The following is a 25,206-nucleotide window of genomic DNA, read 5'->3' on the forward strand; positions in this document are numbered from 1 at the left end:
TTCCGGAGGCAAGCTCTTTAGCTAGCGTCCGGAAGGTGAGTCGACGCACGTCTTGAATGCACCCCCGTACCTTCTCGGGAGACCGGCCAATGAACGACCTGCAAGCCATCGGCGCCGTCATCGATGAGATGTACGCGATGATCTCGGGCCCGGCCGGCCCGCGCGACTGGTCGCGGCAGGCCAACAGCTTTCTGCCAGATGCGCATCAGGTGCGCACCTGGGTCGACGACGACGGCCGTCCGCAGCGCAAGGTGATGAGCCTTGACGAATATGCGGCGAACACGTCGCCCTTTTTCGAAAGCCAGCCCTTCTACGAAGTCGAGACCGCGCGCCGCATCGACCTATTCGGCAACATGGCCCACGTGTGGAGCAACTACGAAGCCCGCACCTCGCCCGACGATGCCGATGTCGAGCGGCGCGGGATCAATTCGATCCAGCTGTTCCGCGACCCCGAACTCGGCTGGCGGATTATCCACATGATCTGGGACAATGAGCGCAACCCCGACCTGGAATGGCCAAAGCGTCCCGGGGTAACCGTCGACTGATGCGCATTTGTGTCGTCGGCGCGGGGGCGATTGGCGGCTGGGTCGCCGCGCGGCTCGCGCTCGCCGGCAACAAAGTAATGGCGCTGACCAGCCGCGGCCCGATCGACGGCATTTCGATCGAGCAGGCGGGCGAGGTCCAAGTCGCGACCTTCGACCGATTCGATGGGCCCGCCGATCTGCTGATCGTCGCAGTGAAAGCGACCGATCTGCCCTCCGTTGCACCAACGCTAGGCAAGCACATTTCGTCCGGAACCGTCGTGCTGCCGATGCTCAACGGCGTGCCCTGGTGGTTTGTCGATGGCGAGCCGCTGCGCGCGGTCGATCCCGATGGCGCGATCGCCCGCGCTTTTCCGGTGAACCAAGTCATGGGCTGCGTGGTCCACGCCACGTGCAGCCGGACGGCGCTGGATTGCGTGCGGGTGAACTTCGTCGACAAATTGATTATCGGCGAACGCGACGGCTCGAGCAGCGTGCGGCTCGCACGGATTGAGGGTGTGCTGGCAGACGCCGGTTTGCGCCCCGACCTGACCGGCAACGTCCGCCGCGCCATCTGGTACAAATTGTGGGGCAATGCGACGATCAACCCGCTGTCGGCACTGGTCCGCACGACTTGCGACCGAATCCTCGCCGATCCCGAATGCCGCGCCTGGATGCTCGAGGGCATGGGCGAACTGGCAGCGGTAGGTGCTGCCATCGGCTGCCCGATCGGTGAGCGCGGCGAAGACCGCATGGCGGTCACCGCCAAGCTCGGCGCGTTCAAGACATCGATGCTGCAGGACGTCGAGGCCGGGCGGCCGATCGAGCTCGAAGCCCTGCTCGGCGCCCCGCGCGAAATCGCGCAGCGCCGCGACATCGTGACGCCTGCGCTCGACCGGCTCTACGCCGTCACGCGGCTGATGGCGGAGAGCTCAGGCTTGACCTGAGCCGACCACCCGTCCGACGCATTCGCCGAAGCCGATTCGCACCGCGCCCCCACCTTCGCACCAGGCGCGCAGCGTAATTTCGTCGCCATCTTCGAGAAAGCTGCGGGTTTCGCCATTGGCCAGCGTCACGGGCTGCTTGCCGCCGCGGCTGATCTCGAGCAGCGAGCCCAATCCCTCGTCTTGGTCGGTCGACAGCGTGCCGGTGCCGATCAGGTCGCCTGGCTGCAGGTTGCAGCCGTTGGAGCTGTGATGCGTGACGATCTGCGCGGCGCTCCAGTACATGGCCGCATCGGCCGAGCCGCGCGAGAGGACGTGCGGCGCGACACCCTCGGCACGCATCCGCTCGGTCGTCAGCGTGACTTCAAGCTGGACCGCCAGCGCGCCCGTTTCGCGGTCCGCCGCGTCGTCGAGATACGGCAGCGGCGCGGGATCGCCCGCCGGGCGCGCTGGCATCGCCTTGCGAAAGGGCGCAAGCGCGTCCGGGCTGACGACCCAGCCGCTGACGCTGGTATGGAAATTCTTGGCGAGGAACGGCCCGAGCGGCTGATATTCCCACGCCTGCAGGTCGCGCGCCGACCAGTCGTTGAGCAGGCAGTAGCCCGCGATATGCTCGCCCGCTTCGCCGATCGGGATCGGCGAGCCGAGCTCGTTGCCCTGCCCGATCCAGATGCCGAGTTCGAGCTCGTAATCGAGGCGGCGGCAGGCGCCGTAGGTCGGGACCTCCTCGTCGGGGCCTTTGCGCTGGCCGCCCGGGCGGATCACGTCCTCGCCCGACGGGCGCACCGAGCTGGCGCGGCCGTGATAGCCGATCGGCACATATTTATAATTGGGCAGCAGCGGCTGGTCGGGCCGGAACTGCTTGCCGACATTGGTCGCGTGATGAATGCCGACGTAGAAATCGGTGTAGTCGCCGACCAGGCAGGGCACGTGCAGCCGCACTTCGCTCTGGCCGATCAGCTGCGGCTCGATATCGTCGCGGTAGCGCGCGTCGGACAGCAATTCGGCAAGCCGCTCGCGCAGCCGCCGCTGTGCTTCGGGACCGCGCGCGAACCAAGCGTTGAGCACGGGCTGCTCGAAATCCTCACGCATGTCCTCGTCGAGCAGATCGGCGATGGCGACGAGGTCGAGGACATAGTCGCCGATCGCGACGCCCGGGCGCCGGCGGCCCTTGGCCTCGGAGAAAATGCCGAGCGGCAGGTTCTGGATGGGAAAGTCGCGGTGGCCGTTGGCCGAGGCGACCCAGCTCTTCAGCGATTGATCGATGGTCATGGCAATTTCGCCTTGGGGAAGCCCGCCCAGGCGGCGTCGTAATCGGGCTGTGCGCGGTCGAGCGCGAAGCGCGTCGGGCGATAGGGCCAGCAAGTTTCGACCATGAAGGCCATCGTCCCTTCTATCTTGTGGGGTTTGAGCTCGGCCTCGCTCGCCTTGCGCCAGCTGTCGACGTCGGGCCCGTGCCCGCTCATCAGATTGTGCAGGCTCAGCCCGCCCGGCGCGAAGCCGTCCGCCTTGGCGTCGTACGCGCCATGGATAAGGCCCATCGCTTCGCTCATCACGTTGCGGTGGAACCAGGGCGGGCGGAACGTGTCCTCCGCCACCATCCAGCGCGGCGGGAAAATGACGAAATCGGCGTTGGCACGCCCGGGCACATCGCTGGGCGAGGTCAGGACGGTGAAGATTGATGGATCGGGGTGGTCGAAGCTGATCGATCCGATCACGTTGAAGCGCGACAGATCGTAGCGCGAGGGCGCGTAATTGCCGTGCCAGGCGACGACATCCAGCGGCGAATGGTCGAGCGTGGTGCGCCACAGCGATCCGAGATATTTCTGGACGACCTCGGTCTCGCTGTCGTCATCCTCGAAGGCTGCCACGGGCGTCTCGAAATCGCGCGGATTGGCGAGGCCGTTGGCGCCGATCGGCCCAAGGTCGGGCAGGCGGAACGGCGCACCGTGGTTCTCGGCGACATAGCCGCGTGCTTCGCCGTCGACCTCGACCCGGAACTTCACGCCGCGGGGAATGAGCGCGATGCTGCCGGGGGCAACCTCAAGCCGGCCAAGCTCGGTCGCGATGCGCAGCGCGCCCGATTGCGGAATGATCAGCAGTTCGCCGTCGGCATTGACGAACAGGCGGCGGATCATCGATTTGTCGGCGCGGTATAAATGCACCGCGACGCCTTCGAGATCGGCCGGATCGCGGTTGGCGAGCATTGTCACCACGCCATCGACGAAGTCGGTGCTCGCCGGCAGGTCGGCCGGCGGATCCCAGCGCAAGCGATTGGGCGCCAGCGGCTCCGCAACCGTACCCGGCGCGAACAGGCGGGCGCCGTCGTAGCGGGTGAAGGGCCGGTGGTCGGCGGTTGGGCGCAGGCGGTAAAGCCAGCTGCGGCGGTTTTCGTGGCGCGGTGCAGTGAACGCGCTTCCGGACAATTGTTCGGCGTAGAGCCCGAAGGCGGGTTTCTGCGGGCTATTGCGGCCCTTGGGCAGCGCCCCCGCCACCGCCTCGCTCTCGAAATGGCTGCCGAAGCCGCTCTGGTAGCGCAGGTCGCTCATGGGCGCGGTGGTTAGTGCGTCGGGCGGACAAACTCAAACGGGCGCAGCCCAAAGGACCGCGCCCGTGCGCAGGCGGGACTCGCGGCCCGCCTGCATGAGCTTGAAGGATTAGTTGACGTTGACTTCGATCTTGTCCGGAACCGTGACTTCCGTGGTGTCCCCGCCGAACCCGAGCTGGTCGCGGAACAGGAACAGGAGCACGAGGACGACGATGATCAGCAGGACAACGGCAAGAACACCGCCGCCTCCGCCGCCGCCAGTTTCGACCACGGTCGTACGTTCGACCTCGGGCCTGTCGTTGTCGGCCATGGAATACTCTCCCTGTTTGCACGTTGTTGCAGCGTAACGAACGAAGCTTGGGGGTCGCGGTTCCCGCGCACCTTATCCGGCGTCGGGCGCTGGGACGGTGGACCGGCTTCGCGTGAGGGCGAGGAGCATGCCGCCGATCGCCAGCAGCGCACCGGCGATCGTCAGCGCGGTCCAGCGATAATCTTCGAGCCAGGTCGAGAAGCCCATGGCGATGATCGGCACCAGCGCGCTCGAATAGGCCGCTTTGCCTGGACCGATCTTGCGCACCACTGGGAGGTAGAGGCTGAACGCCAGCGCCGAGGCGAAGATCGCAAGATAGACGAGGCCGAACCAATAGCCGGGGCGCGTTTCGATCACTGGTGCGCCGGACAACGCGAGCGCGATGACGCCGTCCATCAACGCACCCAACCCCATCGCCCAGGTGAGCAGGCTGAACAGCGGGAAGCGCCGCACCTTGTCGCGGGCCTGGAAGACGTTGGCCGCCGATGCGCCGAGCATGCCGACGATGGTCAGCGCAATGCCGAGCAGGATTTCATCCGTTCGTGCCGGATGCTCGCGCAGTTCGTGGACGAACAGGAGCATGATGCCCGCGACCGCGACCAGCGAGCCCCAAGCGAAGCGCGCGCTCGGCTTCTGGCCGAGGAAAGCCCAGCCGAGCAGCGTGTTGGGGATCACCAGCAGCGCGAAGACCGTCGCGACCAGCCCCGACGTCACATGATGTTCTGCCAAATAGACAGCGTTGAAATTGATCACGAACTGGAGGGCGCCGAGGATCGCTGCGGCAAGAATGCCGCTGCGGGGCAGGCGCAGGCTTTCGCCGCGCGCCACGGCGACGACGGCCATTGCCGCCGCGGCGATGATGAAGCGATAGGTCACCGACCAGTGCGCCGGGACGGTGCCGAGCTGGTCGCGGATGACGATCCAGGTGCCGCCCCATATCAAAGTGAAGATGATGAAAGGGATGACGACCGACAGGTCGGCGCGGCGTTTGCTCACAAGGCGGCGATGGCGGTGGCGAGCCGGTCGACCTCGGCGCCCTGCTGGTCCCAGCTTGTCACCAGCCGGATTTCGCCAACGCCCCAGTCGTAGAAATCGAAGCCCTGCCCGCGCAGCGCCGCGGCCTCCTCGGCGCTCACCTTGAGGAACAGTTCATTGGCCTCGACCGGATAGACCAGCCTGCCGGGCGCAGCCTGCGCCAAGCTCTGCGCAGCGGCATTGGCGGCACGCGCATTGTCGAGCCACAGGTCGCCGTCGAGCATCGCGAGGATCTGCGCGGCGAGCATCCGGCCCTTCGACAGCAAATGGCCCGCCCGCTTGCGGCGGACCGCGATCTCGTCGGCCAGCTTGCTATTGAACAGCACCAAAGCCTCGGCATTGAGCCCGCCGTTCTTGACGAACCCGAACGATAAGGCCTCGACCCCGGCGCGCCACGTCACGTCGGCCGGCGATGCGCCGGTGGAGACGATGGCGTTGGCGAAGCGCGCGCCGTCCATGTGGAAGGCCAAGCTCCGCGATCTTGCCACCTCGCCCAAGGCACCCACTTCGGCGACGGAATAGGCCAGGCCATATTCTGTGGCATTGGTGATCGACAGCGCGGCGGGCTGGACCTGGTGGACGTCCTTGCGCACGCGGTCGCAGGCTGCGGCAAGCGCATCGGGCGTCACCTTGGCACCCGGCCCATCGACCAGCATCAGCTTGGCGCCCCCGCTGAAGAAGCCCGGTGCGCCCGCCTCGTCATTCTCGATATGCGCATCCTTGTGGCACAGGATCGCGCCGAATGGCGGGCACATCGCCGCCAGCGCCAGGCAATTGGCCGCGGTCCCGGTCGTTACCCAAAGGGCCCGGACTTCGGTTTCGAACACGTCCGAGAAGGCGCGGTCGAGACGCGCGCTATAGTCATCGCCGTCATAGGCAGTGCTGACCCGGTTCGACGCGGCGATGGCGTCGATCACCCGCGGATGCGCGGCGGCGGCATTATCGGAGAAAAAGCGCATCAATCCTCGTTCTTCTTGTCGCCGTCGGCTCCGATCTCCCGCGCCTGCGCCTTGCGACGCCGCAGGTTCTCGCGCAGCGCGGCAGCGAGCCGCTCCCGGTTGGCAGCGTTCTTATCGGCCAACGCGCCGACTCCGGCTTGACGCGCAAGGCCCGCCGTCATAGGCGCGCCGTTCCGCCTGAAAGTGCTGCCGTAGCTCAGTGGTAGAGCGCATCCTTGGTAAGGCTGAGGTCGTGAGTTCAATCCTCACCGGCAGCACCATTTTCACGCACAGACCATCCGGGGGATGGTCGAGCTTGAAAAGCCGACGGATGCCGTCCTGAGGTCCATCAATCCACCTCGATCGGCGCGCAGGCCTGCCGCAGCCACTCGAGATCCTCACCCGACAGCTTCGGCCCGATCCGCGCCAGCACATGCGCGTGATAGCAATTGAGCCAGGTCAGCTCGGCCGGATCGAGCATTTCGGCGTCGATCAGCCGCCGGTCGATCGGCGCGAAGGTCAGCGTCTCGAAGCCGAGCATGTCCTTTTCCGCGCCCGGAATGTCGCGTTCGACCACCAGCACCAGATTTTCGATCCGCATCCCATATTCGCCGGTTTTGTAATAGCCGGGCTCGTTGGACAGGATCATGCCCGCCTGCAGCGGCTCGTCGCCGCCGCTCTGCGCGCTGCCGACGGGCGAGATACGCTGCGGCCCTTCGTGAACCGACAGGAAGCTGCCGACGCCGTGGCCGGTGCCGTGGGCGTAATCGAGCCCCGCCTCCCACAACGGCCGCCGCGCGAAGCTGTCGAGCTGGCTCCCGCGCGTGCCCTTGGGGAAGACGGCGGATGCGATGGCGATGTGGCCCTTCAGCACCCTGGTGAAGCGGTCGCGCATCTCGTCGGTCGGCTCACCGACGACGACGGTCCGCGTGATGTCGGTGGTGCCGTCGACATATTGCCCGCCCGAATCGATTAGATAGATCGAATTCTGCTCAAGCTTGCGATTGGTCTTCTCGCTCGAGCGATAGTGGACGATTGCGCCGTTCGGGCCGGCGCCGGAAATGCTGTCGAACGACAGGTCGCGCAACTCGGGATTCTCGCGGCGCAACGCCTCGAGCTTGTCCGAGGCGGTCAACTCATCGACCTCACCCTTGGGCGCTTCGGTCTCGACCCAGCGGAGGAAGCGCGAGATTGCCGCGCCGTCGCGTTCCTGTGCGGCTTTCTGGCCGGCAATCTCGACCGGATTCTTGATGGCCTTGGGCAGGATCGTGGGATCGCGCATCGCGATGACCTCGGCCCCTGCCCGTTCCAGCGCCTCGAAGATCGCGGCGACCGCATGTTGGGGATCGACCACCACGCGCTTGCCCTTGAGCTCGCCCAACGCATTTTCGAATTCGTAGCGTTCGTGGATGCGCACGCCGTTGCCGAGATGCTGCCGCACGTCGGCGCCGATCTTCTCACCGGCGACGAACAAATCGGCGGTTCCGTCGGCATGCACCAGGGCATAGGCCAGCGCGACCGGCGTGCGCGACACGTCCTGCCCGCGGATGTTGAAGGCCCAGGCGATCGAATCGAGCGCGGAAAGGACCGCGGCGTCGGCCTTATGCTTGGTCAGCCAGTCGGCGACCTCGGTCCTTTTATCGGCTGCCGAGCGCCCGGCATGTTCGTCGGCCTGGACGACCAGTTTGGCCTTCGAAGCCTCGGGCCGGTCGGTCCAGATTTCGTCGATCGGATTGCGCTCGACCGCGACCAGCTCCGCGCCGCGCGCCGCCAGCGCCTTGCGCGCCGCGCTCACCCAATCGCGCGTGTGAAGCCACGGGTCGTAGCCGATGCGCCCGCCCTGCGGCGCATGTTCCTTGAGCCATTCGGTCGTGCTCGTTTCCGGCACCGACTGATAGCTCCATTCGGTTGCGCTCACCTGGCTGCGGACCTGCAGCGTGTAGCGCCCGTCGGTGAAGATCGCGGCCTCTTCGGGCAGCACGACGGCCGAGCCGGCCGAGCCTTCGAACCCGGTCAGCCAGGCCAGGCGCTGGGCATAGGTCCCGACATATTCGCTCATATGCTCGTCGGTCAGGGGGACGACGAACCCGTCGAGCGAGTTGGCCTTGAGTTGTTCGCGAAGGGCCTTCAGGCGATCGGCATAGGTAGACATCGGTAAAACTCCGTTGGCTTCCCAATTAGGGCAGCGCGGATCGCGGTCAAAGGCCCAAGATCACAAAGGTCTCGTCCGACGCGGCCTTCCGCCTCTGTGCGAAGGGTCGAAAGTTGTGACCTTCGCAAATCGCCGAATCTGCGGGCCCGGATCGCTTCGGATCTACCCTTCCGCAGCAGACATAGATGATGAGCAGCGCTGTAGGACACCGAAAAGTCGGACGGCCGGTGCCGGCACAGCTTTCCCTCTTCCGGTCGCAAGCCGTGCCGCTAGAAGCGCGGAATGAATATCCCTGCTGACCACCCGTCACCGCCAACTGCCGAACAGCGCCCGCACAGCTACGAACGTCACGGGGTGACGATCGAAGACCCGTGGCACTGGCTGCGCGATCCGAAATATCCGGCGGTCGATGATGCCGACGTGCTCGACTATCTCAAGGCGGAGAATGCCTATTTTGAGCATTGGGCGGACGAGCAGCGGCCGCTGCTCGACGAGCTGTTCGCGGAGATGAAGGGGCGGATCAAGGAGGACGATTCGTCTGTGCCCCTGCGCGACGGCGACTGGGAATATTGGTGGGCGTTCAAGCCGGGGGCGCAATATCGGACATGGTATCGCAGGCCAGCCACCTCAACTCCGTTCGTCCCGAGCGAAGTCGAGGGACGCCCGCCCCGAGCTGAAGGTGTCTCGACTTCGCTCGACACAAGCGGAGAAGGGGAAACCCTCTTCGATGAATCCGCCGAGGCCGAGGGCAAAGACTATTTCCGGCTCGGCGCGCTGGAGGTGAGCCCCGACGGAAAGCTGCTCGCGACCCTGGTCGATGACAATGGCTCCGAGCGGTTCCAGCTGCGCATTCGCGACCTTGCCACCGGCAAGGATATCGAGACCGTCACCGATGTCGGCATCGGCTCCCCCGTGTGGACCAGCGACAGCGCAGGTATCGTGTTCCTCGAGGTCAACGATAACTGGCGTAGCTATCGCGCGCGCTACCACCGCCTAGGGCAGCCGGCGGACGAAGCGGTCACGCTTTACGAGGAGACCGAGGAATTGGGGTTCAGCGTCGGCATCGGCCGATCGCAGGACCGCAGCCTGATCTTCATTTCGACCGGCGACAATGCGACGAGCGAGGTGCGCTTCGTCTCCGCCGCCGACCCGTCGCAGCCGCTGACGCTGATCTCTCCGCGTCAGGCCAACCGCGAATATCATGTCGATGCGGCGCATGGGAAACTCTGGATCCACACCAACGACGACCATGTGAATTTCCGCATCGCCGAGGCCGACCTGGGGACCCCCGGCGAGTGGCGGACGGTCGTTCCCGGATCGGACCGGACCTACCTCACGGGGATCGCCGCCTATCGCGATCACCTGGCGATCAGCAGCCGCGTCGACGGCCTCGATCAGCTCCGACTACGCACCTATGCCGACGAAGAGAAAGCGATCGCGTTCGGCGAAGCGACCTACTCTGCCGGCTTCCACGGCAATCCGGAGTTCGCGCCCGCCAGCTACCGCCTCGGCTATTCGTCGATGGTCACGCCGATGACCACCTACGATTACCATCCGGAAACGGGCGAGCTCGAGGTGCGCAAGGTCCAGGAAATCCCGTCGGGCTACGACGCGTCGCAATATGCGACCGAGCGGCTGATGATCACCGCGCGGGACGGGGCGCGCGTGCCGGTGTCGGTGGTCTACCGCAAAGGGTTCGAGAAGGACGGCGCGGGCAGGCTCTTCCTTTATGCTTATGGCGCCTACGGCCTCGCCATCCCGCCGGTGTTCAACAGCAATCGCATCAGCCTGCTCGACCGCGGCTGGGCCTGCGCCATCGCCCACATCCGCGGCGGCGATGACCTAGGCCATCAATGGTTTCTCGACGGCAAGCTCCACAAGCGCACCAACACCTTCAACGACTTCGTCGATGTCGCGCGGGGGCTGGTGGCGGAGAAGTTCACGGCGCCTGGAAAGATTGCGATCAACGGCGGTTCGGCGGGCGGCGAGCTGATGGGCGCGGTGGTCAACAGCGATCCCGAGCTGTGGGGCGCGGTGGTCGCCGACGTACCGTTCGTGGACGTGCTCAATACGATGCTCGACGATACCCTGCCGCTGACGCCCGGCGAGTGGCCCGAATGGGGCAACCCGATCACCGACAAGGACGCGTTCGATTACATCCGCAGCTATTCGCCTTACGACAATGTGAAGCGCCAGGCCTATCCGCCGATGCTGATCACCGGCGGCCTGACTGACCCCCGCGTGACCTATTGGGAGCCCGCCAAATGGGGCGCCAAGCTGCGCGCCCACAAGACCGACGACAATCTGCTGCTGGTCAAGATCAACATGGGCGCCGGCCACGGCGGCAAGTCCGGCCGCTGGGAAAAGCTCCACGAGGTGGCGGAGACCTATGCGTTCATCATGACGCAGGTGGGGGACGAGTGACGCGCCCCGTCTTCGAGATGGCGCTGATCGCGGGGCCCGAGCACATTGATGAGCTCGGCCACGTCAACAATGCCGTGTGGGTGCAGTGGATGGAGCAGGTCGCGGTCACGCACTGGCGAACGGTCGCCGATCCCGCGCACGATGCCGCCTACTTCTGGGTCATCGTGCGGCACGAGATCGATTATCTGCGCTCGGCGCTTGAGGGGAGCGGATCATTGCGCGGACCTGGGCGGGCGAGACGCCCAAGGGCGCGCGCTTCGACCGGCACATGGAATTCCTTGGCGAGGACGGGAAGGTCCGCGTCCGCGCGCGCAGCTGGTGGGCGATTATCGATAAGGCCGCGGGTCGCCCCATCCGCGTCCCCGCCGAGGTGATAGCGCCCTTCCTCGGAGAAGCGTAACAGTCGCGCGATGAGCCGCCCGATCCTCTACGATTACTTCCGCTCCTCGGCCGCCTATCGCGTGCGCATCGCGCTCAACCTCAAAGGCGTCGATTATGAAAGCCGGTCGGTCAATCTGGCCGAGGGCGCGCAGAAGTCGGACGACTATCGCGCGATCAACCCGCAGGGGTTCGTGCCGATGCTGGAGATCGAGGGCCTCCGCCTGACGCAGAGCCTGGCCATCGTCGTCTATCTCGACCAGACGATCCCCGATCCACCGCTGATGCCGCGCGATCCCGCCGACGGCGCGCACGTCCGGGCGATGGCGATGACGATCGCGTGCGACATCCACCCGCTCAACAACCTTCGCGTACTCAAATATCTGAAGGGCGAGCTCGGCCAGCCGCAGGAGACGGTCGACGCCTGGTATGCGCATTGGATTTCCGAAGGGCTGCCGGCACTCGAAGCGATGGCCGCACCGCACGCAGGCGACTTCCTGTTCGGCGACCAGCCGAGCCTCGCCGATGTCTGCCTCGTGCCCCAGCTGTTCAATGCGCGGCGCTTCAACGTGCCGCTCGATGCCTACCCCACCTTGTTGCGCGCCGACGCCAGTGCCGCCAAGCTGGAGGCCTTCACGAAGGCGCATCCGGACAAACAAGGGTCCGATCAAAGTCGTACTTTGATGGGGTCCCAGCAGGAGCAAGCCCAATGAACCGCGTCGCGACGATGACCCGTGGAATGGACGGCGCCTCGCCGCTGCAGTCGGTCGACATCCCCTCACTCCAGGGCAAGGTCAGCGACGAGGAATGGGCGGTCCGCGTTGACCTGGCCTGCGCCTATCGCATGGTCGCTTATTACGGCTGGGACGACCTCATCTTCACGCACTTGTCGGCGCGCGTGCCAGGGCCTGAGCATCACTTCCTGCTCAACCCCTATAATCTGATGTTCGAGGAGGTGACCGCTTCGTCGCTGGTCAAGGTCGATACCCACGGCAATCCGGTCGATCCGACGCCCTTCATCACCAACCCCGCGGGCTTCACCATTCACAGCGCGATCCACATGGCGCGCGAGGATGCGCAAGCGGTGATGCATCTGCACACGCCCCACGGCCAGGCGGTGAGTGCGCACGAAGAAGGGCTGTTGCCGCTGACCCAGACCGCAATGCTGATCCGCGGCGCGCTCGGCTTCCACGATTATGAAGGCGTCGCCACCGACCTTGAGGAGCGCGAGCGGCTGGTCGCCGACCTGGGCGACAAGCAGGGCATGATCCTGCGCAATCACGGCACGCTCGCGGTTGGCGGCACCGTCGGCGAATGCTTCCTGACGCTCTATTATATCGAGCGCGCCTGCCAGGCGCAGATCATGGCGTTGAGCGCGGGCGACAGGATCAGCAACCCGCCGCAGGGCACGCCCGAGCTGGCCGCCGAGCAGGGTGCAGTGGGGCTCAAGGTCGCGGCAAATCTGCTCGCTTGGCCCGCACTTCTGCGCAAGGCCTACCGCCTCGACCCGAGCTTCGCGACGTGAAGAAGAACATGCTCCCCGCGAGTTCGCGGGGAGGGGGACCATCCGAAGGATGGTGGAGGGGTTCTACGTCGTCCGAAGAACCCCTCCACCAGCTTCGCTGGTCCTCCTCCCCAGCAACCGCTGGGGAGGATGCGTGACGGCCGCCTCGATCTCCGATTACCGCGCGCTGGCCCGCGCCCGGCTGCCGCACTTCCTGTTCGAATATCTCGACGGCGGATCGTACGACGAAGTCACGCTGGCGCGGAATGCCGCCGATCTGCAGGCGGTGGCGTTGCGGCAGCGGGTGCTGCGCGATGTGTCGGCGATCGACACCTCGACCGAGCTATTTGGCCAGCGCTGGTCACTGCCCGTCGGACTTGGGCCGGTCGGACTCAGCGGCCTCTATGCGCGGCGCGGCGAAGTGCAGGCGGCGAAAGCGGCGGCGGCGGCGGGCGTACCGTTCACGCTCTCCACGCTAAGCGCCTGCCCGATCGCCGAGGTCGCGCGCGCCGCGCCCCTATGGTTCCAGCTGTACATCGTCAAGGATCGCGACTTCACCCGCGACATGGTCGCGCAAGCCAAGGCGGCCGGATGCGGCGCACTGATGCTGACCGTCGACCTTGCCGTGCCGGGCACGCGCTACCGCGACTATCGCTCGGGCCTGTCAGGCGGCCTGCGCGGCAAGCACACGCAATTTCGCCAGGCGCTGATGCGGCCGGGCTGGGCGTGGGACGTCGGCGTCCACGGTCGTCCGCACACGTTCGGGAATATCGCACCGCTCGTCGGCGCCGGCGCCGTCTTGAAGGACTTGATGGGCTGGGTCGCCAAGAACTTCGACGCGTCGGTCACTTGGAAGGACGTGGAATGGGTCCGCAGCCAGTGGGACGGGCCGCTGGTGATCAAGGGCATCCTCGACCCCGACGACGCGCGCGAAGCCGCGGCCACCGGCGCCGACGGCATCGTCGTGTCGAACCACGGCGGACGCCAGCTCGACGGCGTCGCCTCGACCGCGCGCGCGCTGCCGCGCGTTGCCGAGGCCGCGGATGGCAGGCTCAAGCTGCTGGTCGATGGCGGCGTACGCTCCGGGCTCGACGTGGTGCGGATGCTGGCGCTGGGTGCCGACTTCGTCCTGCTTGGCCGCGCCTGGGGCTATGCGCTGGCGGGCGGCGGACAGGCCGGCGTCGCGCACGTGCTGCGCCTGATCGAGGCGGAAATGCGCGTGACCATGGCGCTCACCGGCGTGACCAGCGTCGCCGGCATCGATGAATCGGTCATCGACAGATGATTGGTCGGGGAGAGAGGATTCGAACCTCCGGCCCCTGCCTCCCGAAGACAGTGCTCTACCAGGCTGAGCTACTCCCCGACCGGAACCCGCACGACAGCGGGAGCCAAGGCGCGGGCTGAATAGGAGGCGGTAGGGTTTAGCGCAACCCATTCCTCCCCGAGGACCTAACGCCCCAGGGACTCCAGCCAGTGCGCGACCCGAACGAACTTTTCGCGCGGGCTCCCCGGGCGCGCGTTGGCGGCCTCGGTTTCCTCAATTTTCCGCCAATCGTCATAGTCGGTGGCCATGATGCCGCGCTCGTCCAGCAGCCGCTTCAGGCCCGCCGCGCCCGGCTTGTCGCCGGCGCTGCCCGGCGGCATCGCCGCCGCGACCTGGTCGGCGACTTCGTAGCCGTCGGGCCGGTTGGTGCCTATCGTCCCGGTCGGCCCGCGCCGCGCCCAACCGACGGCAAACAGGCGGTCGCCGATCCGCCCGCTGTCATTGAGGAACTTGCCGCCGCGCTCGTCATAAGCGACGCCCTCGATCGGCGGGGTCGAATAACCGATGCAACTGATGATCAGCGAGGCCGGCACCGCATAGGTCTCGCCGGTCCCGCGCGCGGCGCCGCTCTCGTCGAGTTCGGTGCGTTCGACGATGATCCGCTCGGCCCGGGCAGCCTGTCCTGAGCCCGCCGAAGGGCCTTCGATCGCGACCGGCTTGGCGAAGAAGTCGAAGACCATGCGCTTGGGTTTGTCGCGCGCGATACCCTCGAACTCGCGCAGCAAGGTGACCGACTTGCGCAGGCCGGGTTCGAGCGCCGCATCGGCGTCGACCGGGGGGAAGTCGGCGGGATCGATTTCGGGCACGGCGGCCGCGAGATGCCCCAGCTCGCCGAGCTCCTTGGGGGTCATCGCAATCTGGTGCGGGCCGCGGCGACCCAAAATGGTGATCGTTCGAATCGCCGACCCGTCGAGCGCATCGAGTGCGTGGCCGACGATGTCCGATCCTTCGAACTCGTCGCGCGTCTTGGACAGGATCCGCGCGCAATCGAGCGCGACATTGCCGTTGCCGATGATCGCGGCGTGCGTGCCGTCGAGCGGCGGATCGAGGTCGGCGAATTCGGGGTGACCGTTATACCAGCCGACGAACTCGGCCGAGCCGAACACGCCCGGCAAATCCTCGCCGGGGATGCCGAGCTTGCGGTCGTGCGGCGCGCCGATGGCAAGAATCACCGCGTCGTAGAGGTCGAGCAGTTCGGCGACCGAAATGTCGCGGCCGAGCGTGACGTTGCCGATGAAGTCGACCCCCGGCGCATCGACCACCTTGTCGTAGCGCTTGGACACCGCCTTCAGCGACTGGTGGTCGGGCGCGACGCCGAAGCGGATCAGGCCGTACGGCACCGGATAGCGGTCGAGGATGTCGATGCGCGCCCCATCGCCATAGGTCTTTTGCAGCGCCTCGGCGGTGTAGAACCCCGCCGGCCCCGATCCGACCACCGCAAAATGCCGCATAGACCCTCCGTCATTGCGAGCGCAGTGAGGCAATCCACAAACGCTACGGCTGGATTGCCGCGTCCCCTCGATCATGTCGAGGGTCGTCGCATTAACGAAATCAGCCTTTCGAGTGATCCTCGAGCAGGACATTGCCCTTCTTGCGGAGCGCTGCCTGGATCGGCCCTGCGAACATGCCGAGCATGCCGGGCAGCAGCACCTTCAGGTGCACGCTCTTGTCGTGGATGTCGATCGTCGCCGCGACCTCCTGCCCCATCGCGCCGATGTCTAGCCGGAGCTGGTCGTCGGTCCACGCCGACTGCACGTTCGCCGCGCCCGGGATGTGGTCGCTGAGCGTATGGATATTGTTCGCGATGCGCCGCCGCGCTTCATCCTTGCCCAGCTGGTGGGGAAGATCGACTTCAATCGGGTGTGCCATATCCGTCATACAGTGGGCGGACGTTCAGCGCTTTTCAAGCGCGGCGAGCGCACTATCCTTACGATGGTGCGCTTGATCCTTGCCCTGCTGATGCTGCTTGCAGCCGTCCCCGCCGCCGCGGCCCCGCCCGATTGGCGGCCCGGCATGCCGTGGGCACCGACCGAGCCTTATATTGTCTCCGGGCAGGATGAGCCGGGCTATCGCAACTGGTACCTCGCTTCACCGCTGCATGCCGGGCAGGTCCGCGCGCTCAACGATTATCTGACGGCCTATGGCGTCGCCGGAATCGTTCCCACGTGGCAGCTGCTGCGCACCGCGAGCGACTGGTACAAATGCGGCGCGCCGGCCTTCGAAGTGCCGCCGACGCAGGAATGGCCCAACCTGGTCCAGACGTTGCGTTATGCGCGCGACCGGGTGATCCCCGCGATCGGCCCGGTCGAGCCGGTGTCGGTCTATCGCAACCCGATGCTCAACCAGTGCGCGGGCGGGGCGCGCGAAAGCGCTCATCGCTTCATGCAGGCGGTCGATCTGGTCCCGCTGCGGCCGATCACGCGCGAAAACCTGATCCAGCAGTTGTGCGCCGTCCATGCCGGCAGCGGTGCCGCTTATGGCGTCGGCCTGGGCTTTTACGTCGGGCTTCGCTTCCATATCGATTCGCGCAAGTTCCGGACCTGGGGCACCAATCACGAAGGCAGCATCGCCTGCGCCCGAAGCTTTGACCTGGCGCGGTCGAGCGATCCCGATGCCGCGGCCGCTCACCCGCCCACTTCGCCGGGAGCGACAACGCCGCAGCAAAAGAACTGAGCGCCGACGCTTGTGTTGCCGATGTGCAACACCATATGGGCGGCGGACTGAGGGGCTGACGAATGGATTTGGAGAAACTGACCGAGCGCGCACGAGGCTTCCTGCAGGCCGCGCAGACGATTGCGGTGCGCGAAAATCACCAGCGAATCACTCCGGCGCATTTGTTCAAGGCGTTGCTCGACGACGAGCAGGGCATGGCCGCCGGGTTGATCGACGCGGCCGGCGGCGACGGCAAGGCCGCCAAGCGCGAGGCCGACCTGCTCGTGTCCGCCATTCCGGTCGTGACCGGCAGCGGCGCCACCCAGGCGCCGGGCCTCGATGGCGACACGATCCGGATCCTCGACCAGGCGCAGCAGGTCGCGCAAAAGGCGGGCGACAGCTTCGTCACCGTCGAACGCATCCTGCTGGCGATGGCGCTGGCGACAAGCACCGACGTCGGCGCCGCGCTCAAGCGCGCGGGCGTGTCGGCGCAGAGCCTCAACGCAGCGATCGACAAATTGCGCGGCGGGCGCACCGCGGACACGCAATCCGCCGAGGACCGCTACGACGCCTTGAAGCGGTTCACGCGCGACCTCACGCAGGCAGCGCGCGACGGCAAGCTCGACCCAGTCATCGGCCGCGACGAGGAAATCCGCCGCACCATCCAGGTGCTTGCCCGCCGCACCAAGAACAACCCGGTGCTGATCGGCGAACCCGGCGTCGGCAAGACCGCGATTGCCGAAGGACTTGCGGTGCGCATCGCCAACGGCGACGTGCCCGACGGGATCAAGGACCGGCGCCTGCTGTCGCTCGACATGGGCGCGCTGATCGCCGGCGCGAAATATCGCGGCGAGTTCGAGGAGCGGTTGAAAGGCGTGCTCGACGAAGTGCGCCAGGCAGCGGGCGACATCATCCTGTTCATCGATGAGATGCATACCCTCGTCGGCGCCGGGAAGGCCGAAGGCGCGATGGACGCGTCCAACCTGCTCAAGCCCGCACTGGCGCGAGGCGAATTGCACTGCATCGGCGCGACGACGCTCGAGGAATATCGCAAGCATGTCGAGAAGGACGCCGCGCTCGAACGGCGCTTCCAGCCGGTGTTCGTCGGCGAGCCGACCGTGCCCGACACCATTTCGATCCTGCGCGGCCTCAAGGAGAAGTATGAGCTTCACCACGGCGTGCGCATCACCGACGCGGCGATCGTCGCGGCGGCGACACTGGGCAACCGCTACATTACCGACCGTTTCCTGCCCGATAAGGCGATCGACCTGATGGACGAGGCGGCGAGCCGCATCCGCATGGAGGTCGAAAGCAAGCCCGAGGAAATCGAGAACCTCGACCGGCGGATCATCCAGCTCAAGATCGAGCGCGAGGCCCTGAAGAAGGAGCCCGACAAGGCGTCGAAAGACCGGCTCGGGAAGCTTGAGGAGGAACTTGCCAATCTCGAGCAGCAATCGTCCGAGCTGACGCAGCGCTGGCAGGCGGAAAAGGAAAAGATCAGCGCCGAAGCCAAGGTCAAGGAGCAGCTTGACGCCGCGCGGCTCGAACTTGAGCAGGCGCAGCGCGGCGGCGATCTCGCGAAAGCAGGGGAGCTTGCCTACGGGCGCATCCCCGAGCTCGAAAAGCAGCTCGCCGACGCGGAGACCGCGGCCAAGGGCGCGATGCTGCGCGAAGAGGTCACCGACCAGGATATCGCCGCGGTCGTCAGCCGCTGGACCGGCATTCCGGTCGAGCGGATGATGGAGGGCGAGCGCGAGAAGCTGCTGCAGATGGAAAACATCATCGGCGCGCGGGTCATCGGGCAGGAAGATGCGGTCAAGGCTGTTGCCGCCGCTGTCCGCCGCGCCCGCGCGGGCCTGCAGGATCCCGACCGCCCGCTGGGGTCGTTCCTGTTCCTTGGCCCCACCGGCGTCGGCAAAACCGAACTGACCAAGGCGCTCGCCGAATTCCTGTTCGACGATGCGGGGGCGATGGTCCGCATCGACATGAGCGAGTTCATGGAAAAGCATGCGGTCGCGCGGCTGATCGGCGCGCCGCCGGGCTATGTCGGCTATGACGAAGGCGGCGTGCTGACCGAGGCGGTGCGGCGGCGGCCGTACCAGGTCGTGCTGTTCGACGAGGTCGAGAAGGCGCACGGCGACGTGTTCAACGTCCTGCTCCAGGTGCTCGACGACGGTCGCCTGACCGACGGGCAGGGCCGCACGGTAGATTTCACCAACACGATCATCATCCTGACCTCGAACCTCGGCTCGCAATATCTCGCGGGCCTCGGCGAGGACGAGCCGGTCGAGAAGGTCGAGCCGCAGGTGATGGAAGTCGTGCGCGGGCATTTCCGCCCCGAATTCCTCAACCGGCTCGACGAGATCATCCTGTTCCACCGCCTGAGCGCGGGGCACATGGGACCGATCGTCGACATCCAGGTCGCACGGCTCGGACGGCTGCTCGAGGACCGCAAGATCCGGCTCGAATTGACCGACGCCGCGCGCGCCTGGCTCGGGCGCGTCGGCTACGATCCCGTGTACGGCGCGCGGCCGCTCAAGCGCGCGGTGCAGAAATATCTGCAGGATCCGCTCGCCGACCGCATCCTGGCGGGCGAGATTGCGGACGGGACCGTAGTGCGCGTCGACGAGGGCGACGGCCAGCTCGTGCTCACCCCGGCGGACGAGGTTCGCGCGGCCGCCGAATGATCAGCCGTCGCGCGCGGCGGCCATGGCCGCGAACATGCTGCGCACCATGGCTTGCTCATGCTCGCTCATATGCGGGTTCCACGCGTCGAGGATGAGCACGGCGCGATCCCGGTCGCTGCGGTTCCACGCCTCGTGCTCGATCGTGTCATCGAACGCGAACGCTTCGCCCTCGCGCCATTCGCGAGTCTCACCGCCGACTCGGAAGGCGCAGTCGCCGGGCACGATCAAGGGCAAATGGACGATGGCGCGGACGTTGGTCACGCCCGTGTGCGGCGGGATCGTCTTGCCGGCCTTGAGGATCGAAAAGAAGACGTGTGGGGCGCGCCCGCGGATGTGGCACAGCGGCATCTTGTCGACGATCGCCGCCGTTTTCGGGGCGCGCGCGCAGGCGCCGTCGATTCGCTCACCATCCTTCCACAAATGGAGCGAACCCCAATCGAGCGAATGGTCGAGCCGCGTCCAGATGTTCTCGGGCGTACCCGAGGGCATGTCGATATAGGGCACCAGCCCGGGATCGGGCGCGGCGAGGATCGCCGCGAGCTCCTCACGGATGATCGGGGTCGCCGCCTCCAACTCCGCGAACCAGGGGAAATGCGCGCGATCGAAGAACTCGTCGGCAGGCAGGAACGGGTAATGGAAACCGTGGCATTCATTGACGAAGATGCGCCGCTTTCCGATCAACCGATCGGCCGCGGCCGTTGCGCGGCGCCTGTCACGCTCGCTGGCACGCCCGACCTCTTCCGCAAGCGCGCTTTCGAGCTTCGCTTCAAGCACTTTGCGCTGCCGGGCGACACTTTCGCGCGCACGCGCGAAGGTCGCGGCGAGCTCCGGTGGCGGATTGGGGATTTGCGTGCCGAGCGCGACGACGCCGCTCCAGCGCCCTGCCGCCGCCGCGAGTTCGCCCCGGCGCTCGTGGAGCTCCGCCATGCGGATCAACGCCATGAGGTGAGTCTGGTCGATCCCCAATGCGCCTTCCAACGCCGCCTGTTCGCCCTCGTCATCGCCTTGAAGCCGCCGCGCTTTCGCGAGGTTCATCCACAGCGCGGCAGCGGCCGGGTCGCCCTCGACGGCGCGCTCGAAATGGCCGGCGGCCGTGCGCGCATCCCCCCGCGCCAGCGCGTCGAGCCCCAGGGCATTACGAGCAAGCGGATGGGTGGGGTCGATATCAACGACCGCGCTGAAATGACGTGTCGCTTCGTCCGCCCGGCCCGCCTGACGCGCCTGGACGGCCGCGCTGAGATGCTGGTCCACTGAAACTTTCGGCATGACGGCAGCTTGGGGGTGCCCACTGCCGGAGGTCAAGCGCGCTTGCGCAGCCGCCGGTCAACATGACAGAAGCCAAGTCCATGGCGACCGTCGCGTCCCCTCCTTTGGCGGAATTGATCCGGGACGGGCGCTGGCTTGCCCATCGCTACGACGAAGCTGGCGATGCAATCCAGTTCCGCCTTGTCGACCGCGAACGGCACCGGGCCGCCACGTTCCTGATCGATGCCGAGCTCGACGATCTGCCGATGGTCGCGGCGCCGCGCGCGGACTGCCTGGCGCAGGCGAAAGCGCTGCAGCCCCCGTCGCCGAGGTTCATTTTTCACTCCGCCTATTGCTGCTCGACACTGCTTGCCCGCGCCTTCGACATTCCCGGCACGGCGATGGGCTTCAAGGAGCCCCTGATCTTGAACGATATCGTCGGTCTGCAGCTACGGGGCGGCGACCCGCGCCAGGTCGCTGCGGCGCTTGATGCGGCATTGTGGTTGCTCGCGCGCCCGCTGAACGGCGCCGAAGTCAGCGTGATCAAGCCGTCCAACGTCTTCAACCCGCTGCTTCCGCTGGTGCTCGGGCTTCGACCCGACGTGCGGATCCTCCTTCTCCACGCGCCGCTGGAGCCGTTCCTGGCGTCCATCGCGCGGAAGGAGATCGAAGGTCGCGCCTGGGTCCGTGAGCTGATGTGGAAACTCATACGGTTGGGCCAGGTCAACCGCTTCGGATTGAGCGAGGAAGATCTTTATCGGCAAACGGACCTGCAGGCCGCGGCTACGGGCTGGCTTGCGCAGCAGGCCTTGTTCGAGGACATCGCCGCGGCGCATCCGCAAACGGTTCGGACGGTCGACAGCGAAGCGTTGATGGCGAATCCCGCCACTGCCGTGGCCGAGCTGGGCCGCCACTTCGCGCTCGACGTCGACGCGGCAGCAATCGCCGCCGGGCCCGCTTTTACCCGCCACAGCAAGGACGGCTCCAGTTACTCGGCGGCCGAACGCTCCGCGGAGGCCGATCGAGGCATTGAGGTCCACAAGCGCGAGGTCGGCATCGTGACCGAATGGAGCCGTCGATTGGCGGACCACCTCGGGATCTCGCTCAACCTTCCCAGACCCCTGCTGACCTAGACGCCAAGTCGTCGCGCCACCGGACTTTAGTCTGGCATCAAGGCGCAAAAAAAGGGCGGGTCCGAAGACCCGCCCTTCCCCTTTGATCTGCTTCGCGTTCGTTAGAACTTGATGCGGGCCGCGGCGCCGAAACGACGGCCGAGGGAGTCGTAGGTGCCCGGATAGGTATTACCCGAGTTGAAGGCCGTCGAACCAACCGAGTTACCAACGTTCGGCGGATCCTTGTCGAACAGGTTCTGGATGGTGAACGTGAAGTCGAAATTCTCGCTCACGTTATACCGGGTCGACAGGTCGAAGTAGTGGTAGGTCGGGATGCGGGTGTACTGCGCATCGGTGACGCAAGCGAACGGATCGAAGCCGTCGACGTCCGGGCAGACACCTTCCGCATCGGCACGCTCCTCAGCAAGCTGGATCGGCTCGTATTGCAGCTTGTGGATGTAGCGCCACAAGACCGAGAGATCGACCTTGCCGAGCGACAGCGTGCTGCGCTGGCTGAAGGTGAACTCAGGGTTCGGCGAGCCGCAGTTCACGCTGTAGAAGCCGGTGCAATCGCGGTTGAGCGCGCTCGGCGTGGCCTGGAACTTGCTGTTGCGCGTCCAGTTGCCCGCGAAGCTGAGGTTGATGCGTGCCGGCGAACCGATCAGCGTGCCGAGGCTCCGCCGATAGTTGGCCACGAGGTCGACACCGTCGGTTTCGATCTTGCCGAGGTTCGACAATGCACCGAACAGGCCCGGCGTGGTCGCCGGGTCACCCGACAGCGAGCCCGTCGCGGGGTTACGGCCGATGACCGTACAAGCCGGGTTGGCCGCATTCGGGCTGCCGAAACATGCCGCGATCAGGTCGCCCGGGGTCGGGGTGGTGATCGCCTCGGTGACCTTGATGTTGTAATAATCGATCGTCGCGTCGAAGCCCGGCAGGAAGCTCGGGCGGATGACCGCACCGACCGTCCAGGTCTTGGCCGTTTCCGGCTGCAGGAACGGGTTACCGCCGGTCGTGATGTTGACCTGGCCGGCCGCCGGCGACGGGATCGACCCGATAAACGACGGATCAGCACCCTGAGCGATACAAACCGCTGTGAGAGCGGCGTTACCAACCGGGTTCTGACCTTGGCAGGGATCGGTACCGAGGTTGGTCAGCACCGTGTTCACCGGCGAGAACAATTCGCCGATGTTCGGAGCGCGGACGGCGCGGTTGAAATTGCCGCGGATCTTGAGATCGCGCACCGGCGCCCAGCTACCGGCGACCTTGTAGGTGGTGGTGTTGAACTTCGGCGAGCCCGCAATGTCGATCGTGTAGTGCGACCGGCGAATACCCGCTTCGACCTGAAGTTCCTGCATGAACGGGCGGTCGGAGACGAGCGGCGCGATGACTTCGGCGAAGCCTTCATACACGTCGAACTGACCGGTGATGTCCGGCGACGCACCGCCCGAGCCACCCAAGTCGCCAGCGCGAGCCAAGGCATCGGCGCGGGTGTTGGCGTAGTCCTTGCGATACTCGCCGCCGATGGCGAACGAGATCGGCTGGTCCGACCACAATTGCACCGGCGTGTCGCCGTTGATCGTGGCGCGAGCCTGCGTGCGCTTGTTGAAGTTGGCCGTCTGCGATTCATCCGACAGGAAATCGAGGCTGCCCGGCGTCAGCGTGCCGTTGCCGCCGAAGAAGTTGGCCGGGACGCAGCCCGCGCTCGAGCTGGTGCCCGACCCGGTGGTCACGTTAAATCCGGCGTTCGGAGAAAGGCAGCTCGTGGCGCTAGAGGCGAACACGGCAGCGCGAATCCGCGAGTTCAAGGCGTAGCCCTGAATGGTCTGACGGCGCGTGCTCTGACCGCGCGAGGCCCAAACGTCCCAGCCGATCTCATTGGTGATGTCACCACGAGCGCCGACGCGGAAGTCGAACACCTGCGTGTTATAGCTGCTGATGCGCGGCCCAAGCTCCGTCGCGCGACGCGAGATATTGACGCGCGCAACCTGGAAGTTCGGGTCGGCCGGGGACAGCGCGGCAGCAGCAGCTGCGCAGCTGACGCCCGTCGAGGACAGCAACTGAACGCCCGCCGCTGCGCCAACGTCGGCACGGGCGCACAGAAGGTCACGCTGCGCCGCGGTCAGGAACGGGTTGCTGAAGGGGATCGCGACCGCGATGTTGAACGCACCCGACGGGGCGATGATCGTGTCGACCGTGTTGTTCGAATAGAGGCCACGGGCATAGACCGTGATCGCATCCGACAAGTCATAGTGACCCGCGCTGTAGAGGTTGTAGCGCTTAAACGGGGTCTGGAATACGTTGTAGGGTGCGAAGTTGAACGGACGGTCGGCGATCCCAAAGGCCGTGCCGTCGTCGGTGACCTGGACGTTGGTGGTCGTTGTCGCCGTGGCCGCAGGCGCGCAAACACCAAGTGCCGTGGGCTCCGCCGGGCACAGGCCGAAGATGGTCGATGGGGTCGCGGTCGGCGAACCGAGCAGCGCCGGGTTCGGCGACTGCGAGTTGTTCGCGAACTGCGAATCCGGACGATCGCCGCCCTGGTAGACGGGGTCCGATTCCTGGTAGCCGACGCCGATCACCGCATTGCCGCGGCCGTCGTCGAAGTTGGCGCCGATGGTCAAATCGCCGCGCAAATAGTGGCCGTCACCGCGCTCGGTGATCTGGTTGGAAACACCCAGCTCCATGCCCGCGAAGTCGCTGCGGGTGATGAAGTTGACGACGCCCGACACCGCGTCGGCGCCGTAAGTCGTGGACGCGCCGCCGGTCAGCGCGTCGACCCGGTCGACCAGCGCCAGCGGGATGTTGTTCAAGTCGGTCGTGCCGGTGAGGTTGGTCGGGACGAGGCGGACGCCGTCGAGCAGGACCAGGTTGCGGTTGACGCCAATGCCGCGCAGGTTGACGAACGACGCACCCGCGTTGCCGTTGTTGATATTGCTGCCGACGCTGGCCGCGGCGCCCGGGATGGTACGCAGCACTTCTTCGGCGACGTTGGTCTGCCGCAGCTGCATTTCTTCCTGGCCGATGACCGAGACCGGAGCGGCGCTGACCAGGTTGGGGTTACGAATGAGCGTGCCGGTAACGACGATCTCTTCGGCGCTGGTCGGCTCGGCCGGGCCAGCCGACTCGTTGCTCTGCGTACCAGCTTCCGGAGTCTCGTCGGCGGCCGGGGCAGCGCCCTCAGCCGGGTTCGCCTGTCCGTACGCCGGTGCGGCAAAAACCATGCCCGCAATCACGGTGGTCGCCAGCAGCGAACCCTTAAAGTTGCTCTTCGACATTCTTATCCCCTTCTCGAAACCCCGGCTCGCAGCCGCATAATATGTTGCAGCCGGGAGACCGGCGCTGATTTGCCGTTCCTACGGGTAAGAAGCGGAGCAAATCAATGAGACGCGCGCCGCCGACCGCAAATCATGGCAGCCATGTTGCATTTGAGGC

At 66.1% G+C, this 25,206-nt stretch carries 20 protein-coding genes, 2 tRNA genes and 1 pseudogene; 11 read left to right on the forward strand and 12 right to left on the reverse strand.

Features of this window, described 5'->3' with window-relative positions; translation table 11 throughout:
- The first annotated feature begins 89 nt into the window (after positions 1-89).
- Both H9L13_RS00255 and H9L13_RS00260 read left to right on the forward strand, forming a co-directional pair.
- On the forward strand, positions 90-545 hold the full coding sequence (locus tag H9L13_RS00255; protein ID WP_187538037.1) for a Cif family virulence factor: 456 nt from the start codon (positions 90-92) through the stop codon (positions 543-545).
- On the forward strand, positions 545-1,468 hold the full coding sequence (locus tag H9L13_RS00260; protein ID WP_187538038.1) for a ketopantoate reductase family protein: 924 nt from the start codon (positions 545-547) through the stop codon (positions 1,466-1,468). Before H9L13_RS00255 ends, H9L13_RS00260 begins: the two co-directional genes overlap by 1 nt.
- Here the strand turns inward: H9L13_RS00260 and fahA are convergent.
- From fahA to H9L13_RS00290, 6 genes are all read right to left on the reverse strand, one after another.
- The gene (gene fahA, locus H9L13_RS00265) at positions 1,454-2,737 is read right to left on the reverse strand and encodes a fumarylacetoacetase (RefSeq protein ID WP_187538039.1); all 1,284 of its coding nucleotides are present in this window, start codon (positions 2,735-2,737) and stop codon (positions 1,454-1,456) included. The two genes, H9L13_RS00260 and fahA, sit on opposite strands and share 15 nt — an antisense overlap.
- Positions 2,734-4,014 carry a homogentisate 1,2-dioxygenase gene (gene hmgA, locus H9L13_RS00270; RefSeq protein WP_187538040.1) on the reverse strand — a complete coding sequence of 427 codons (1,281 nt, stop codon included), beginning with the start codon at positions 4,012-4,014 and terminating at the stop codon, positions 2,734-2,736. The genes fahA and hmgA overlap by 4 nt, the downstream gene beginning before the upstream one ends.
- 108 nt (positions 4,015-4,122) lie before the next feature.
- Positions 4,123-4,323, reverse strand: coding sequence for a hypothetical protein (locus H9L13_RS00275; protein WP_187538041.1), 201 nt, complete (start codon positions 4,321-4,323; stop codon positions 4,123-4,125).
- Between the two features lie 72 nt (positions 4,324-4,395).
- Complete coding sequence (locus tag H9L13_RS00280; RefSeq protein ID WP_187538042.1) at positions 4,396-5,319, reverse strand: DMT family transporter; 924 nt, start codon at positions 5,317-5,319, stop codon at positions 4,396-4,398.
- Positions 5,316-6,317, reverse strand: a complete 1,002-nt coding sequence (locus tag H9L13_RS00285; RefSeq protein ID WP_187538043.1) for a threonine aldolase family protein — start codon at positions 6,315-6,317, stop codon at positions 5,316-5,318. Before H9L13_RS00285 ends, H9L13_RS00280 begins: the two co-directional genes overlap by 4 nt.
- Complete coding sequence (locus tag H9L13_RS00290) at positions 6,317-6,478, reverse strand: hypothetical protein (RefSeq protein ID WP_187540452.1); 162 nt, start codon at positions 6,476-6,478, stop codon at positions 6,317-6,319. The genes H9L13_RS00285 and H9L13_RS00290 overlap by 1 nt, the downstream gene beginning before the upstream one ends.
- 24 nt (positions 6,479-6,502) lie before the next feature.
- Here H9L13_RS00290 and H9L13_RS00295 point away from each other — a divergent pair.
- Positions 6,503-6,577: transfer RNA gene (locus H9L13_RS00295), tRNA-Thr, on the forward strand.
- A 68-nt stretch (positions 6,578-6,645) separates the two neighbouring features.
- Here the strand turns inward: H9L13_RS00295 and H9L13_RS00300 are convergent.
- Positions 6,646-8,448, reverse strand: a complete 1,803-nt coding sequence (locus tag H9L13_RS00300) for an aminopeptidase P family protein (RefSeq protein ID WP_187538044.1) — start codon at positions 8,446-8,448, stop codon at positions 6,646-6,648.
- A gap of 282 nt (positions 8,449-8,730) precedes the next feature.
- Between H9L13_RS00300 and H9L13_RS00305 the strand changes: the two genes are divergently transcribed.
- From H9L13_RS00305 to H9L13_RS00325, 5 genes and pseudogenes are all read left to right on the forward strand, one after another.
- Entirely contained in the window at positions 8,731-10,872 is a 2,142-nt protein-coding gene (locus H9L13_RS00305; RefSeq protein WP_187538045.1) for a S9 family peptidase, read from the forward strand.
- Positions 10,873-10,889: 17 nt separating this feature from the next.
- A pseudogene (locus H9L13_RS00310) lies at positions 10,890-11,272 on the forward strand (acyl-CoA thioesterase).
- A gap of 10 nt (positions 11,273-11,282) precedes the next feature.
- Positions 11,283-11,963, forward strand: a complete 681-nt coding sequence (gene maiA / locus H9L13_RS00315; protein WP_187538046.1) for a maleylacetoacetate isomerase — start codon at positions 11,283-11,285, stop codon at positions 11,961-11,963.
- A 26-nt stretch (positions 11,964-11,989) separates the two neighbouring features.
- The gene (locus H9L13_RS00320; protein ID WP_187539985.1) at positions 11,990-12,775 is read left to right on the forward strand and encodes a class II aldolase/adducin family protein; all 786 of its coding nucleotides are present in this window, start codon (positions 11,990-11,992) and stop codon (positions 12,773-12,775) included.
- Positions 12,776-12,908: 133 nt separating this feature from the next.
- A complete protein-coding gene (locus H9L13_RS00325; protein WP_187538047.1) occupies positions 12,909-14,039 on the forward strand; it encodes an L-lactate dehydrogenase in 1,131 nt (376 codons plus the stop codon).
- 1 nt (position 14,040) lies between these two features.
- Here H9L13_RS00325 and H9L13_RS00330 read toward each other — a convergent pair.
- The 3 genes from H9L13_RS00330 to H9L13_RS00340 all read right to left on the reverse strand — a co-directional run bounded on the left by H9L13_RS00330 (position 14,041) and on the right by H9L13_RS00340 (position 15,947).
- Positions 14,041-14,117: transfer RNA gene (locus H9L13_RS00330), tRNA-Pro, on the reverse strand.
- Positions 14,118-14,203: 86 nt separating this feature from the next.
- Positions 14,204-15,529, reverse strand: coding sequence for an FAD-dependent oxidoreductase (locus H9L13_RS00335; protein WP_187538048.1), 1,326 nt, complete (start codon positions 15,527-15,529; stop codon positions 14,204-14,206).
- A gap of 100 nt (positions 15,530-15,629) precedes the next feature.
- A complete protein-coding gene (locus H9L13_RS00340; protein ID WP_187538049.1) occupies positions 15,630-15,947 on the reverse strand; it encodes a polyhydroxyalkanoic acid system family protein in 318 nt (105 codons plus the stop codon).
- Between the two features lie 63 nt (positions 15,948-16,010).
- On the opposite strand from H9L13_RS00340, the gene H9L13_RS00345 reads away from it, so the two are divergent.
- Both H9L13_RS00345 and clpB read left to right on the forward strand, forming a co-directional pair.
- The gene (locus H9L13_RS00345) at positions 16,011-16,751 is read left to right on the forward strand and encodes a D-Ala-D-Ala carboxypeptidase family metallohydrolase (RefSeq protein ID WP_187538050.1); all 741 of its coding nucleotides are present in this window, start codon (positions 16,011-16,013) and stop codon (positions 16,749-16,751) included.
- 62 nt (positions 16,752-16,813) lie between these two features.
- On the forward strand, positions 16,814-19,417 hold the full coding sequence (clpB, locus tag H9L13_RS00350) for an ATP-dependent chaperone ClpB (RefSeq protein ID WP_187538051.1): 2,604 nt from the start codon (positions 16,814-16,816) through the stop codon (positions 19,415-19,417).
- Here the strand turns inward: clpB and H9L13_RS00355 are convergent, their stop codons facing one another.
- Positions 19,418-20,683: an aspartyl/asparaginyl beta-hydroxylase domain-containing protein gene (locus H9L13_RS00355; RefSeq protein ID WP_187538052.1), complete on the reverse strand. Its 1,266-nt coding sequence runs from the start codon at positions 20,681-20,683 to the stop codon at positions 19,418-19,420.
- Positions 20,684-20,763: 80 nt separating this feature from the next.
- On the opposite strand from H9L13_RS00355, the gene H9L13_RS00360 reads away from it, so the two are divergent.
- The gene (locus tag H9L13_RS00360; RefSeq protein ID WP_187538053.1) at positions 20,764-21,795 is read left to right on the forward strand and encodes a hypothetical protein; all 1,032 of its coding nucleotides are present in this window, start codon (positions 20,764-20,766) and stop codon (positions 21,793-21,795) included.
- Between the two features lie 101 nt (positions 21,796-21,896).
- Here the strand turns inward: H9L13_RS00360 and H9L13_RS00365 are convergent, their stop codons facing one another.
- Complete coding sequence (locus H9L13_RS00365) at positions 21,897-25,049, reverse strand: TonB-dependent receptor domain-containing protein (RefSeq protein WP_187538054.1); 3,153 nt, start codon at positions 25,047-25,049, stop codon at positions 21,897-21,899.
- Positions 25,050-25,206: the final 157 nt, after the last annotated feature.

Source organism: Sphingomonas lutea (assembly GCF_014396785.1).
GTDB classification, from domain to species: Bacteria; Pseudomonadota; Alphaproteobacteria; order Sphingomonadales; family Sphingomonadaceae; genus Sphingomicrobium; species Sphingomicrobium luteum.

Excerpts from the sequence above, each read along its gene's own strand:
- H9L13_RS00255 (WP_187538037.1), top strand. The coding sequence starts at position 90 with ATGAACGACCTGCAAGCCATCGGCGCCGTCATCGATGAGATGTACGCG.
- H9L13_RS00260 (WP_187538038.1), top strand. The coding sequence starts at position 545 with ATGCGCATTTGTGTCGTCGGCGCGGGGGCGATTGGCGGCTGGGTCGCC.
- fahA (WP_187538039.1), bottom strand. The coding sequence starts at position 2,737 with ATGACCATCGATCAATCGCTGAAGAGCTGGGTCGCCTCGGCCAACGGC.
- hmgA (WP_187538040.1), bottom strand. The coding sequence starts at position 4,014 with ATGAGCGACCTGCGCTACCAGAGCGGCTTCGGCAGCCATTTCGAGAGC.
- H9L13_RS00275 (WP_187538041.1), bottom strand. The coding sequence starts at position 4,323 with ATGGCCGACAACGACAGGCCCGAGGTCGAACGTACGACCGTGGTCGAA.
- H9L13_RS00285 (WP_187538043.1), bottom strand. The coding sequence starts at position 6,317 with ATGCGCTTTTTCTCCGATAATGCCGCCGCCGCGCATCCGCGGGTGATC.
- H9L13_RS00290 (WP_187540452.1), bottom strand. The coding sequence starts at position 6,478 with ATGACGGCGGGCCTTGCGCGTCAAGCCGGAGTCGGCGCGTTGGCCGAT.
- H9L13_RS00300 (WP_187538044.1), bottom strand. The coding sequence starts at position 8,448 with ATGTCTACCTATGCCGATCGCCTGAAGGCCCTTCGCGAACAACTCAAG.
- H9L13_RS00305 (WP_187538045.1), top strand. The coding sequence starts at position 8,731 with ATGAATATCCCTGCTGACCACCCGTCACCGCCAACTGCCGAACAGCGC.
- maiA (WP_187538046.1), top strand. The coding sequence starts at position 11,283 with ATGAGCCGCCCGATCCTCTACGATTACTTCCGCTCCTCGGCCGCCTAT.
- H9L13_RS00320 (WP_187539985.1), top strand. The coding sequence starts at position 11,990 with ATGGACGGCGCCTCGCCGCTGCAGTCGGTCGACATCCCCTCACTCCAG.
- H9L13_RS00335 (WP_187538048.1), bottom strand. The coding sequence starts at position 15,529 with ATGCGGCATTTTGCGGTGGTCGGATCGGGGCCGGCGGGGTTCTACACC.
- H9L13_RS00340 (WP_187538049.1), bottom strand. The coding sequence starts at position 15,947 with ATGGCACACCCGATTGAAGTCGATCTTCCCCACCAGCTGGGCAAGGAT.
- H9L13_RS00345 (WP_187538050.1), top strand. The coding sequence starts at position 16,011 with ATGGTGCGCTTGATCCTTGCCCTGCTGATGCTGCTTGCAGCCGTCCCC.
- clpB (WP_187538051.1), top strand. The coding sequence starts at position 16,814 with ATGGATTTGGAGAAACTGACCGAGCGCGCACGAGGCTTCCTGCAGGCC.
- H9L13_RS00355 (WP_187538052.1), bottom strand. The coding sequence starts at position 20,683 with ATGCCGAAAGTTTCAGTGGACCAGCATCTCAGCGCGGCCGTCCAGGCG.
- H9L13_RS00360 (WP_187538053.1), top strand. The coding sequence starts at position 20,764 with ATGGCGACCGTCGCGTCCCCTCCTTTGGCGGAATTGATCCGGGACGGG.
- H9L13_RS00365 (WP_187538054.1), bottom strand. The coding sequence starts at position 25,049 with ATGTCGAAGAGCAACTTTAAGGGTTCGCTGCTGGCGACCACCGTGATT.